Annotated in this window: 10 protein-coding genes and 1 tRNA gene; 4 read left to right on the top strand and 7 right to left on the bottom strand. The window is 74.5% G+C overall.

Annotated elements, in window-relative coordinates:
• Nucleotides 1-216 precede the first annotated feature (216 nt).
• Entirely contained in the window at nt 217-2,454 is a 2,238-nt protein-coding gene (locus ACFZBX_RS00825) for a hypothetical protein (protein ID WP_391530545.1), read from the top strand.
• Between the two features lie 51 nt (nt 2,455-2,505).
• On the opposite strand, the gene ACFZBX_RS00820 is transcribed toward ACFZBX_RS00825, so the two are convergent.
• Nucleotides 2,506-3,483 carry a YhjD/YihY/BrkB family envelope integrity protein gene (locus tag ACFZBX_RS00820; protein ID WP_391530543.1) on the bottom strand — a complete coding sequence of 326 codons (978 nt, stop codon included), beginning with the start codon at nt 3,481-3,483 and terminating at the stop codon, nt 2,506-2,508.
• A 92-nt stretch (nt 3,484-3,575) separates the two neighbouring features.
• Complete coding sequence (locus ACFZBX_RS00815; protein WP_391530542.1) at nt 3,576-5,141, bottom strand: glycosyltransferase family 39 protein; 1,566 nt, start codon at nt 5,139-5,141, stop codon at nt 3,576-3,578.
• 231 nt (nt 5,142-5,372) lie between these two features.
• On the opposite strand from ACFZBX_RS00815, the gene ACFZBX_RS00810 reads away from it, so the two are divergent.
• Nucleotides 5,373-5,445: transfer RNA gene (locus ACFZBX_RS00810), tRNA-Arg, on the top strand.
• 89 nt (nt 5,446-5,534) lie between these two features.
• Here the strand turns inward: ACFZBX_RS00810 and ACFZBX_RS00805 are convergent.
• Entirely contained in the window at nt 5,535-6,350 is an 816-nt protein-coding gene (locus ACFZBX_RS00805) for a phosphatase PAP2 family protein (RefSeq protein ID WP_391530541.1), read from the bottom strand.
• 382 nt (nt 6,351-6,732) lie between these two features.
• Between ACFZBX_RS00805 and ACFZBX_RS00800 the strand changes: the two genes are divergently transcribed.
• Nucleotides 6,733-7,704 carry a sigma-70 family RNA polymerase sigma factor gene (locus ACFZBX_RS00800; RefSeq protein WP_391530539.1) on the top strand — a complete coding sequence of 324 codons (972 nt, stop codon included), beginning with the start codon at nt 6,733-6,735 and terminating at the stop codon, nt 7,702-7,704.
• Nucleotides 7,705-7,848: 144 nt separating this feature from the next.
• Nucleotides 7,849-8,070 carry a hypothetical protein gene (locus ACFZBX_RS00795; RefSeq protein ID WP_391530538.1) on the top strand — a complete coding sequence of 74 codons (222 nt, stop codon included), beginning with the start codon at nt 7,849-7,851 and terminating at the stop codon, nt 8,068-8,070.
• A 20-nt stretch (nt 8,071-8,090) separates the two neighbouring features.
• Here ACFZBX_RS00795 and mscL read toward each other — a convergent pair whose 3' ends face one another.
• From mscL to ACFZBX_RS00775, 4 genes are all read right to left on the bottom strand, one after another.
• Complete coding sequence (gene mscL / locus ACFZBX_RS00790) at nt 8,091-8,510, bottom strand: large conductance mechanosensitive channel protein MscL (RefSeq protein ID WP_380758300.1); 420 nt, start codon at nt 8,508-8,510, stop codon at nt 8,091-8,093.
• 566 nt (nt 8,511-9,076) lie between these two features.
• A complete protein-coding gene (locus ACFZBX_RS00785) occupies nt 9,077-9,379 on the bottom strand; it encodes an FmdB family zinc ribbon protein (protein WP_391530536.1) in 303 nt (100 codons plus the stop codon).
• 128 nt (nt 9,380-9,507) lie between these two features.
• Nucleotides 9,508-10,875, bottom strand: a complete 1,368-nt coding sequence (locus tag ACFZBX_RS00780; RefSeq protein ID WP_391530535.1) for an MFS transporter — start codon at nt 10,873-10,875, stop codon at nt 9,508-9,510.
• Between the two features lie 290 nt (nt 10,876-11,165).
• Nucleotides 11,166-12,656 (bottom strand): potassium/proton antiporter, encoded by a 1,491-nt coding sequence (locus ACFZBX_RS00775; RefSeq protein WP_391530533.1) that lies wholly within the window; start codon nt 12,654-12,656, stop codon nt 11,166-11,168.
• Between the last annotated feature and the right edge of the window lie 84 nt (nt 12,657-12,740).

Genomic DNA, 12,740 nt, shown 5'->3' with positions numbered 1-12,740 from the left:
TCGGGCGGGGGAACCGGCCGTGCCGGGCCCGGCGTCTGACCGTTGAACAGGCCGCGGTGCGGCCGTGCCGCGGCAATAACCGCCGGTCGGGCGGGGTGTGGGCGACCGGATCCGGTCGCCGGTGGCGGAGACTGTACAGGTACACGGGGCGGGGTGCCGGCTTCCCGAAATACGGGTTGGCCGGTGCCCCGCCGGGCGTTGAGGAGGCTGGGTTACGTGGGCGAGTCCCCCGACAGGGTGCTGCGGGACGGCGATCGGGCGCGGGAGCGGGACGGCGAACGGGCCGGTGCCGCCCCGGCGGCCGAGGAGACGGCCGCGCCGTCGGCGGTCCCGGTGGCGGTCCCGTCGGAGGCCCCGGTGGCGGACTCGGGGGCGGGGGAGCCCGGGCAGGACCGGGTGGCCGCCGACGCCGGTGACCCGGGCGCGGGCCCGGCCGGCGAGGAGCCGGCGGACGCCTCGGGCCCCGCGAACGAGGCCGCCGCGGACGCCGCCGACGAGGGCTCGGGTGACGAGGGCTCGGGTGACGAGGGCTCGGGTGACGCGGCCGGCGACGCGACGGCGGCGCAGGCGGCCCGCCCCGGGCCCACCGTGCAGCTGCGCGTCCGGGATGCGGACAACCGGACGACCGCACTGCGGCTGCCGGCCGAACATGCCACCACCACCCTGCGGGTGCCCGCCGACGACGCGACCACCGCCCTTCGCCTGCCCGAAGAGGTGCGCGAGCCCGCCGACGCGGCCGGGCCCGGCACGCCGGACCGCCCCGTGGGACCCGACCCCCGTCTCGCCATCCGGACAGCCCCCGCGGACGATGGCGAAGGCCCGGCCGGCCCCGACGACGCCCCCGCCGTGGAGGGCGAAGCGCCCGCGCGGGCCGAGAAGTTCGAGAAGCGGGAGAACGCCGAACGGACCCGCGTCCTGCGCCTCCCCGCCGCCGCTGCGACGGGAGCCGCGGCGGCCGCCCCCGACACGGACACCGTCCCGGAGCCGGCCCCCGAGCCGCACCCGGAACCGAAGCCCCTGCCCGAGCCGGAGCCGGTCCCCGGCCCGGAGCCGCTGCCCGTGCCGGCCCCGAAGCCGAAGCCGAAGCCCGCCCCGGCCCCCGAGCCGTTGCCCGTGCCCGACCCGCTGCCGCAGCCCGAGCCGCTGCCGGCCCCGGCGCCCGCGCCGCTGCCCTTCCCGGAATCCACCTCCGAGGCGATGGAGGTGCTGGCCGCGCTCAACGGCCGGCCGGTCTCGCCGCTGCGCCGCGCGCTCAAGCGGATCACCATCTGGACGCTCTTCCTCGCCGTCGTGCTCGGCGCCGTGGTCACCGCCCAGTTGCTGCGACCGCTGCCGGACGCCAAGGTGCGGATGACCGCCAACGGCGGCTTCGGCTTCGCAGGCGACCCGCTGGACCTGGCCTGGCCGGCCAAGGGGCAGTCGGCCGCCGAGGTGGTCGGCATCGGCAGCCTGGGCAGCTCCGGCCCGGAGACGCCGGCCTCGATCGCCAGCGTCACCAAGGTCATGAACGCCTACCTCATCCTCCAGGCGCACCCGCTGAAGAAGGGGGAGGCCGGCCCGAAGATCACCGTCGACAAGCAGGCCGCCCAGGAGTCCGGCAACGTCGACGAGTCCCGGGTCACCCTGACCGAGGGCCAGCAGATCAGCCAGTACCAGGCACTGGAGCTGCTGATGCTGCCCTCCGCCAACAACGTCGCCCGGCTGCTGGCCCGCTGGGACGCCGGGTCGGAGGAGGCGTTCGTCAGGAAGATGAACGACGCCGCCGCCAGGCTCGGGATGGCCAACACCACCTACACCGACCCGGCCGGTTTCAACGCGGAGACCAAGAGCACCGCCAAGGACCAGCTGAAGCTGGCCGGGGAGGTCATGGAGGACGAGATCTTCCGGCAGATCGTCTCCACCCCGGACACCACCTTCAACAATCAGAAGATCTCCAACACCAACACCCTGATCTCCCCGAAGAACGGCATCATCGGCGTCAAGACCGGCTCCAGCACCCCGGCCGGCGGCTGCCTGATGTGGGCCGCGTACAAGGAGATCGCCGGTGTGCGGCGGCTGATCCTCGGCGTCACCCTGGGCCAGCCGGCGACCACCGCCGAGCCGAGCATCCTCAAGATGGTGCAGAACGTCAGCGCCAAGCAGATCCAGGCCGCGCAGAACGGGATCACCGGGCAGACCCTGGCCAAGCAGGGCGACGTGGTCGGCCGGATCGAGGACGGCCTCGGCGGCACCGTCCCGGTGGTCGCCGCCCAGGACCTCACGGTGGCCGGCTTCCCGGGCATCACCGGCACCCTGGTGCTGGACCCGCTGAAGGTCGGCCACCAGGTGGCGGCCGGCACCAAGGTCGGCGTGCTGCGCACCGGCGAGGGCGACAACCGGGTGGAGGTGCCGGTCGTGCTCCAGTCGGACCTGGCCCCGCCGTCCATCGCCTCCCGGCTGACCCGCGCGCTGTGAGGCGCGCCCGCTGAGCCCCGTCCGTTGGGCTCTGGTGGGGGCGGTCCGCGTTCAGAACCGCGGGCCGCCCCACACTCCGGGCGCGGTGCGCGAGCCCAGCAGCCGCGCGACCGTCTCCTCCTCGGCGACCACCCTGCCCAGCGCGATCGCCAGGGTCAGCGCGGTGAACACCACGATCAGCCAGGACAGGCCGGTGAACACCACGCCGAACGGGCCGAACTGGCCGATGCTGCGGCTCATCGCGCCCGGCAGGTAGACCCGCGAGGCCACCCCGATCCCCGCCACCGCCACGCCGCAGAGCACCGCGCCGGGCAGCAGGGGCAGCCAGCGCACCCGGGCGCCCAGCAGCAGGTGCTGGGTCCACCACCACATCGCCGTCGCGAGCAGGAAGGTCAGCGGCAGGCCCAGCCAGGCGCCCAGCCCGAAGCCGTCCTTGACCGGGGTCTGGAACACCAGGCAGACCAGCCAGACCAGCAGCCAGACCAGCCAGCGCCAGGCGGCCACCCTGGTCCCCGCCTTGGGCAGCTCCCAGCAGCGCTCGCAGACGCGCTGCATCGCCCGGCTGAGCGCCGTCGCCGAGAGCAGGGTCACCACTGCGCCGACCACCCCGAAGCCGGTCTCCTGCTCGTGCCCGCTCCCCAGCATCTGCTGCACCGACTGCGCGGCCGGGCCCTCCAGGCCCAGCTCCTTGCGCAGCGAGTGCACCACGCCGTCGCGGACCGCCGCGGGGGTGAAGACCGCCACCACGAAGAGCGCGGGCAGCGCGCTGAGGAAGGCCTGCGCGGCCAGCCGGGTCGCGGAGTCCAGCAGGTTGACCCGGAGCAGCTGGCGCAGCGCCCGGCCCACCAGCGGGACCTGCTCGGGCAGTCCGCGGGCGGAGCCGGCCAGGGCGGCCGACCGGTGCCGCCACCGGGTGGCCCGCCGCCCGTCCCGGTTGTCGTCCGGCTCCTCCCGGCCGCCCCAGTCGTCCCGGTGGTCCCGATGGTCCCGGTCGTCCTGGTGACCCCGGTCGTCCGGCTGCTCGCTCACCCGCCGTCCTCCCGACCGTGGTCGCCGGGCTCCATGGTCGCCCGGCCCCCGGCCCGGCGCACCCCGGACGACCGGGCCGTCCGAGCGGCGGCTCAGCGCCCGGCGCCGGTCCCGTCCAGCAGGGAGAGCGTCATCCCGCCCAGTGGCGTCACCTGCCGCGGTGTTCCGAACCGGGCCCGCAGCGCGTCCGCCTGGGCGGGCGGCAGCGCGGTCAGCGGGTCGGGGGTGTTGCCCAGCACGACCAGCCAGACGCGGCCGCCCTGGCCGGTGCACTCGGCCGGGCGCGGGCACGGCACCGGGAAGAGGTCCTCGGCCCGGACCGCGTCGGTCTCCTCGAACAGTGGATACGGCCGCACGCCGGACGGCAGGTAGTAGGAGACGCCGGGGCCGACCATCGACCAGGCCTGGTTGCCGAGCGGTACGGCCAGCCCGTCCCCCGGCCGGTAGCCGGCCGCGATCAGCCGGGCCACCTCCCGGTACGGCTCCTTGGACTGCGCGTGCGAGCCCGCGTAGCGCACCAGGGACTGCGTCGGCAGGGCCGTCACCCCGGCCACCGCCACCACGCCGACCGCGAGCAGCAGGCCCGCCGCCCGCACCTCCGGAGGGGTCCGGCCGGGGCGGGCCGCCGCGGTGACCGCCGCGTAGCCCGCCCCTATCCCGCAGCCGGCCAGCGCGGCCCAGGCGGGCACCGTGAACAGCAGGTACCGGTCGAGGAAGTAGGAGGTCGGGCCGAACGAGAACCCCCAGACGGCCAGCACCGGCAGCACCGCGAGCAGCAGCAGCCGCAGCGCCGGGCCGCGCCGGCCCGGCAGTACCAGGGCCATCGCCGAGAGCACCAGGAAGACGTGGAACACCCGGGCCGAACCGAACAGCGGCTCGCCGAAGTGCCACAGCTGGTCCAGGGTCGGCCGGCCGAGCCAGCCCAGCTGCCGCTCGGACTGCTCCCGGCCCAGCAGCGCCACCGGCAGCACCGCCGCGCCCAGCGCGGCGAGCACCAGCGCGAGCCGGGCGAGCAGTCGCCACCGCGCCGTACCGGTGGCCCGCCACAGGTACGGCGCGACCAGCGCCGCCTGGCCGGCCAGGGCGCTCAGCGAGACCAGGTGCGCCGCGCCCGCCACCGCCATCGCCAGGGCGTACGGCACCCACCGGCGCAGCACCGGCCGCTCCATCGCGCGCAGCAGGAACCAGGTCGCCGCGGCGACGGCGCAGGTCACCAGGGCGTACGAGCGGGCCTCCTGGGCGTACCGGGAGACCAGCGGCACCATCGCGAACAGCAGTCCGGCGCAGACGCCCGCGACCCGGCCGCCGAACAGCCGCTCGGCGGTCAGCGCGGTGAACGCCGCCGCCCCCGCCATCGCCAGGACGGAGGGCAGCCGCAGCGCGATCTCCGAGTCGCCGAACAGGGCGGTCCAGCCGTGCAGCAGGACGTAGTAGGCGCCGTTGCTGGCGTCGACGTGCTGAAGCATCCGAAGGAGGTCGCCGATCGGCCGGGTGGCCGAGACCCAGCTCGCCACCTCGTCCCGCCACAGCGCGGGCGTACCCAGCCGGTAGGCGCCCACCGCCAGCATGACCAGTGCCGGCGCGAGCCACACCACCGGCCCGGCCGCCTTCCGCGCGAGGCGGACGGGGCCCCGGTCCCACCGGTCACCCGACGCCATCTGCCGCCCCCGTTCTCTCCCCTTGCCGGGGGCCCCGGGCCCGTCGGTCCGAGGGCTCCGTTCCTCCAGGCTAGCCGCGTCCGCTCAGGTCGGGCCGCCCGCCCCTGCCCCGCCTGACCCACCGTCGGCGGTCGCTCGCCCACTCGGGCACCCCCGGCCCGGGGCGGGCGCCCGGGGCCGTACCGCCCACCGCTCCGCCCCCGATCCGCTAGGCTGTCAGCGGTCGTCCCCGCCTCAGTAGCTCAGGGGATAGAGCACGGCTCTCCTAAAGCCGGTGTCGCAGGTTCGAATCCTGCCTGGGGCACAACGCCGGACACGGCGGATGACGTGAATGCGGGCCCCCTCGGTTGCGACCGAGGGGGCCCGCGGCGTTCTCACCGGGGTGAGGGGGCGTCAGCGCAGCAGGCCGTCGGGGTGGTCGGCGGCGGGGTCCGGGGTGCGGGCGGCGGGGTCCCTGGGCGGGCGGGGCGGGGAGGCCAGGACCCGTTGGACGCGGGGGCGGGTGCGCCAGTTCACCCGGCGGAAGTCGCGGGCGAGCGCGCCGGGGCGGGCGAGTTCGACGAGGACGGTGACGCTGCCGAGGACCATGCCGGCCGCGAGCCAGCCGGCCATCACGTCGCTGGGCCAGTGGACGCCCAGGAAGACCCGGGAGGCGCCGATGCCCAGGACGGTCAGCACGGCGACCGCGCAGGCGGTGATCCGGCCGGTCCGCCCGGCCCGGGGCCAGAGCAGGCCGACCAGGACGGCGCAGGCGATCGCGGAGGCCATCGCGTGGCCGGAGGGGAGGGCCGGGCCGCCGGCGTGCGCGACGGGGTCGGAGAAGGTGGGGCGCTGACGGCCGAAGGACAGTTTCAGCACCCACTGGCCGCCCCAGCCGACCAGGGTCTGGGCGGCGACCCAGCCGCCGAGCGTCCGGGCGCCGATCAGCCAGAGCCAGACGGCGGCCGCACCGAGCACGGAGCGCATGGTGGCCGGTCCGCCGACGTCGGAGAACAGCTGGACCGAGGCGGTCCACGCGGTGTGACCGGCCGCGAAGCGGTGCAGGTCGTCGATCAGCTCGTGGTCGAGCCGGGAGAGCGGGCGCCAGCCGGTCTGCACCAGAGCCGTGAGGACGGCGAACAGCACGGCGCAGCAGACCGCGAGAGCCGCGTGCCGGAGCAGGTGGCGATCACGCGGGGTGATGGAGGGCGAGCTGTTGGTCAGGTGCATGGCTGACACCTTCCCAGCCGCCCGGGGCGATCGTGCGCCGCGGCGATAGCGATTTGGCATCTTTTGTGCGGAGGACCTGCGTGCGCCGGGGTGTGGGCGAGCCCTGCGCGGGAACGCGCTCGGGCCCGGCGGGGTTGTGCGGAACGGGGGCGCGCGCGGGGGTGCGCCGGTGAGGGCGGTCGGTCCCCGGGCGGTCACCCAGCGTCCGAATCGGGGGCGGGAGCGGGCAGGATACTGCATCGCCGGAAGAATCTGAGCGACTTGGGAATGTTGTCCGGATTCTGTTCGTTGGATCGTTACGTGTGAGCCCCGCGGGGCCCGCACTTCTTGCCCTCTCCGGGCAGGCAGCCAGACCGCGGCAACACCAGCAAAGGGAGCAAGCATGGCCACCCGTGCCGTCGTTCGCGACAGGGCCGACCGGACTCGCGCGGCCCGCCCGACCAACCTTGAGGCCGACCGTGACCTGGTCGGCATGTACCTCGACGAGATCGCCAGGACGCCCCTGCTCGATGCCGCCGAGGAGGTCGAGCTCTCGCTGCGGATCGAGGCCGGCGTGTACGCCCAGCACCTGCTGGACGAGGACGGGCTTCCCGAGGGCGTGCGACGCGAGGAGCTGGAGGCGATAGCCGAGGACGCCGAGCGCGCCAAGGACGTCTTCATCCGGTCCAACCTCCGTCTCGTGGTCGCCGTCGCCCGGCGCTACCCGCGCAGCGGCCTGCCGCTGCTCGACCTCATCCAGGAGGGCAACGCCGGCCTGGTCCGGGCGGTGGAGAAGTTCGACTACGCCAAGGGCTTCAAGTTCTCCACCTACGCGACGTGGTGGATCCGCCAGGCCATCACCCGGTCGATCGCCGACCAGTCGCGCACCATCCGGCTGCCCGTCCACCTGGTCGAGGAGCTCGGCCGGATCCGGCGGGTGCAGCGGGAGAAGTCGAAGGAGCTGGGCCGGGAGCCCGAGCCCGCCGAGATCGCGGCCGAGCTGGACACCACCGAGGCCCGGATCAAGGACGTGCTGGACTGGGCGCGTGACCCGGTCAGCCTGAACATGTCGGTCGACGACGAGGGCGAGACCCAGTTCGGCGACCTGGTCGAGGACACCGGGGCGACCTCCCCGGAGGACGCCGTGATGGTCATGCTGCGCCGTGAGGAGCTGGACGGCCTGATCGGGCGGCTGGACGACCGCACGGCCTCGATCATCCGGTCGCGCTACGGCATGGAGGACGGCCGCGAGCGCACCCTGACCGAGGTGGGCAAGCAGCACGGCCTGACCCGTGAGCGGATCCGCCAGATCGAGAAGCACGCGCTGGCCGAGCTGAAGAAGATCGCCGACCACGCGGGCTTCGAGGCCGCGTGACGCGGAACCGGGGATGACGATGGCCGGCGGGTCCGGTGCGGAGCGCTCCGCACCGGACCCGCCGTCGTGCCGGGCGGCCTTCTAGGCTGGTGGCAGCAGGCGGGAAACGACGGCGGGGGAAGGTCGAGAGCGGTGGAGGCGAAGATGGCTGAGGAGAAGTCGGCCGAGGAGAAGTCGGTGGATGGGACGGCGGCGGACAGGGCGAAGAGGGCGGCGAAGGCCCGGCTGGTCTTCGGCGACCCGCTGGAGCGGCAGTCCCGGGACGACACCGACGCCGGCTGGGGCGAGCGCCCCGGGACGGGGGCGAGCGGCGGCCGGGGGCTGGACTGGTACCTGAGCCAGCGCCCGCCGCACCACGGGGACTGACGGCCGGGCCCGGCCGGGCCTCAGCCGGCCCGGGTGACCAGGGCGTCGCGGATCTCGGTGAGCAGCAGCACCTCCTTGGCCTCGGCCTCCGCCTGGACCTCGGCCAGCGTCTTGCGCCGGGCGGTGAACCTGGTCATCGGCAGGATCAGGCAGAAGTAGACGACGGCCGCGGTGATCAGGAACTGGAGGGCCGCGCTCAGCACGTTGCCCCAGAGGATGAGGATGCCGGTCGTGACCTCGCCGGTGGCGGACACCTCGCAGGGACCCTTGAGGCAGGAGCTGTAGGACGCGAGGTCCTTGGCTCCGAACGCGCCGACGATCGGGTTGATCACGCCCTTGACGAAGGCGTTGACGATGTTGGTGAAGGCCGCGCCGATGACCACGGCGACCGCCAGCTCGACGACGTTTCCGCGCAGCAGGAATTCCTTGAAGCCTTTCATGCCGCGTGAACGACGGAGTCGTTCGCCGGTCACGGGTGATTTTCTCCCCCTTCCGACGGACAACCCGTTCGGCCCACCGGCGGCGCCGCCCCAGGCACGGGCGGGCCGGTCCAGGAAGGGCCGAGGGTGAGTACGGCCGCCGCCGCCAGCAGCAGCACGGCGGGGACCGGGGCGCGGTAGCGCAGCACCCGCCGGAGGCGGCAGCGCGGACCCGCCCGGCCGCCGATCGGCGGGAACGGCGGCACCGGCTGCCGGGGCGGGACGCTCGGCGCGGGCAGCGGCGGGATCGGCAGCGGCAGCGGACGGGGGGACAGGGCGGGCGAACCGGTGCGCACGGGCACCTCCAGGGGATCGGCTTCGGGTTCCGGTGACCGACACTCTGGGCCGCCCGCGCTCCCGCCGGAAGCCGCTTTTCCCGGCCTGTGGAAAACCCGGGCCTGTGGACGAGGACCATCACCCGGACGGGTGAGCCGAGGGCCCCGGAGACGACGAAAGGCCCGCCGCACCCGCTCGGAAGCGGGAACGACGGGCCTTTCGGAAAGCCGGTGCCGGTGTCCGGCCGAAGCTCAGCCGGCCGCCGGGGCGGGGCTCGCGGCGGGGGTCGAGGAGCCCGACGAGGACGACGACGAGGAGCCGGACGCCGACGACGAGGAGGTCGAGGACGAGCCCCCGCCCACCGAGCTGCTGGAGGAGGAGCGGCTGTCGGTCCGGTAGAAGCCGGAGCCCTTGAAGACCACGCCCACCGCCGAGAAGATCTTGCGGAGCCGTCCCTGGCAGTCGGGGCACGTGGTCAGCGGCTCGTCGGTGAACTTCTGCACCGCCTCCAGGCCGTTGCCGCACTCGGTGCACTGGTACTGGTACGTGGGCACTTGTCTTCCTCCTGGCACTCTCGCCTGATGAGTGCTAACGATGGTCAATGATGCGGCATTCCGGTGGATCAGTCCAGCGACTCGAATGTGAGATGAGTCCGGCGTGGTGTCCGATCCGGCCACCGCGCTCAGCCCTCGGCCGCGCCCACCAGCCGGCCCGGCGCACCCCGCTCGGCGCAGCCCGCGGCCGGCGTCGGGCGCGCGCCCCCGGGGACCAGCAGCCCGCGCAGCGCGACCAGTGCGACCAGGCCCAGCCCGGCCCCGGCCACCGGCACCAGGAACCCGACCGACGGCCCGTGCGCGTCGACCAGCCGCCCGGCCGCCGTCGCGCCGGTCGCCAGGCCCAGGCCGATGGCGCCGGTCAGCCAGGTGAAGGCCTCGGTCTTGGCGCCGTCCTCGACCAGCGTCTCGACCAGGGTGTAGCCACTGATCAGGGTCGGCGCGATGGCCAGGCCGCAGACCAGTCCGGCGACCGAGAGCGCGACCAGGTTCGGCATCGCCCACAGGGTCGAGCAGCCCAGCACCAGCAGGCCGTAGCTGATGATCATCCGCTGCTGGACGGGGCGCCGCCAGGCGACCATGCCGTACAGCACGCCGGCGACCATCGAGCCGCCCGCGAAGACGCCGTACACGGTGCCGGCCGCGCCGTGCCGCCCGACCGAGTCGGCGAAGGCGTTCACCGAGACCTGGAGGCCGCCGAAGACGGCGCCCACGCCGAGGAAGGTGCCGGCCAGCAGCCGGACGCCGGGCGAGGCGAGCGCGGAGGCCTGCCGGACGCCGGGCGCGCGCACCACCCGGGCGGGCGCGGTGCGCCGCTGGGCGGCGAAGGCCAGGCCGCCGACCAGGGTCAGCGCGGCCTCGGCGGCCAGCCCGGCCGAGGGGCTGACCGAGGTGGCGACGGCGGCGGCCAGGATCGGGCCGATCACGAAGGTGAACTCGTCCGTCACGGACTCGAAGGCGAAGGCGGTGCTCATCCTGGCGGCGGAGCCGGCGGACGCGCCCTCGGCGGAGAAGGTGGCGATCCAGCGGGCCCGGACCATGGCGCCGATCTGCGGGACGCTCGCCCCGGCGGGGGCGGCGGCCAGGAAGAGGCTCCAGGCCGGCGCGTGCCCGAGCGCGAGCGCGATCAGCGCGCCGACCGAGACCGCGTGCACCACCACGGTGGGGACGAGCACCGGGGCCTGGCCGTACCGGTCGGCGAGCCGCCCGGTCTGCGGGCCGATCAGCGCCTGGGCGACGGCGGCCACCGCCGCGACGGTGCTGGCGGTGCCGTAGGAGCCGTGGGTGTCCTTGACGAGCAGCAGGATGCCCATCCCGAGCATCGCGTAGGGCAGTCGCGCGACGAACGCGGGGGCCAGGAACGTCCAGGCGCCGGGCGTGCGCAGCAGCGTCCCGTAACCGACGCGGACGGGTGCGGCGGCGGGCGCGGCGCCCTCCCCGGGCGCGGTGGTGCTGCGGGCGTCCTGGACGCCGTCGACCGTTCGGCGGGCCGTCACGGTCGGTCCTTCCTGCTGCCTGGTAGCGCGGCAGGGCATGGGGTGGCCCCGACGGCGCCGAGAGTCGTCCTCTCGCGCGTCGACCGGGGTAGATACCGGGCCGGTCCGGCGGTGAGCCGGGGCCGGACCGCGGCCGCCGAGCGGTCGCGCCAACTCTGCATCAGGCAGATGCTGGGGTTGGTGTGTCAGCGATGAAAGCATTTACGCGCGTAGAAGACGCGCTCACCCCGACCTTACAGGACCGGTCCAAACGTGTCCCGTGACGCCGGGGTGAACATCGGGTGCGGCCCTCAGCCGTCGCGCCCGTTCAGCCAGTCGGCCAGCTTGCCGCCCTTGTCGACGGCCCGCAGCCGCCGCTCGGCCGCCTCGCCGACCTCGTCCGTGGTCACCACCAGCAGCTCGTCCCCGCCGCGCAGCACGGTGGTCTTGTCCGGCACGAAGCTGCTCCCCTCGCGCACCACCAGGGTCACCGCCGCGCCGGTCGGCAGCCGCAGCTCGCCGACCTCGACGCCGGACATCCTCGAATCCGGCGCCAGCGCGACCGACAGCAGGTGCCCGTGCAGCTTCTCCAGCGGCGCGGACTCGATGTCGAGGTCCTGGCCCATCGAGCCCTCGCCGATCCGCAGCGCCTTGGCGACCCAGGGCAGGGTCGGGCCCTGGAGCAGGGTGAAGACCACGACCAGGATGAAGACGATGTTGAAGACCTCCTGCGCCAGCGGCGCGCCGGAGACCAGCGGGATGGTGGCCAGCACGATGGGCACCGCCCCGCGCAGTCCGGCCCAGCTGAGCAGCGCCTGCTCGCGGGCCGGCAGCTTGAACGGCGTGAGGGTCAGCACCACCGAGAGCGGCCGGGCGAGGAAGACCAGCACCGCGCCGATCACCAGGGCGGGCACCACGGCCGAGCCCATCGACTCGGGGGTGCAGAGCAGGCCGAGCAGCACGAACATGCCGATCTGCCCGATCCAGGCCAGGCCGTCGGCGAAGCCGCGTACGGCGGGACCGTGCGGCAGCTTGGCGTTGCCGAGGACCACCGCGCTGACGTAGACGGCGAGGAAGCCGGAGCCGTGCAGCAGCGCGCCGCCGGCGTAGGCGAGCACGGTGAGCGCCATCACGGCGATCGGGTAGAGGCCGGAGGACGGCAGCGCGACGTGCTTGACGCCGTACGCGCCCAGCTTTCCGACCACGAGGCCGATGGCCAGGCCGACCGCCAGTTCGGCGACGATTGTGCCGAGCAGGACGTACCAGGAGTCGTGCGCGCCGACGGTCGCGAAGGCGACGACCAGGATGACCACGGGCGCGTCGTTGAAGCCGGACTCGGCCTCCAGCAGGCCGGTCAGCCGGCGCGGCAGCGGCACCGTCCGCAGGACCGAGAAGACGGCCGCGGCGTCGGTGGAGGAGACGATCGCGCCGAGCAGCAGCGAGGTCCGCCAGTCCAGGCCGACGAGCCAGTGCGCGCCGGCCGCGGTGACGGCGACGCTGATCCCGACGCCGACGGTGGCCAGCACCGTGGCGGCCGGCATCACCGGTCTCGCCTCGCGCCAGTTGGTCTTGAGGCCGCCCTCGGCCAGGATCACCACCAGCGCCGCGTAACCCAGCACCTGGGTGAGCTCGGCGTTGTTGAACGAGATGCCCAGGCCGTTCTGGCCGAGCGCCACGCCGATGCCGAGATAGATCAGCAGACTTGGCAGGCCCGATTTCGTGGACACCCGCACGGCGACCACCGCGACCAGCAGGATCACGGAGAACTCGAGGAGCAGCTGGTTCAGGTGGTCGACATTCACGCAGGGGCACCTCGGGCGTGGCAGGGGGCGGACGGGGTACCGACAGGGGCGGCGCGGGGAAGCACCGATTACTCCCCTTGCGGA

The sequence above is a fragment of the Kitasatospora sp. NPDC008115 genome (assembly GCF_042957205.1).
In the GTDB taxonomy this organism is placed as follows: domain Bacteria; phylum Actinomycetota; class Actinomycetes; order Streptomycetales; family Streptomycetaceae; genus Kitasatospora.
The sequence above is the reverse complement of the archived record's forward strand: the minus strand, read 5'-3'. Positions and strand labels throughout refer to the sequence as shown.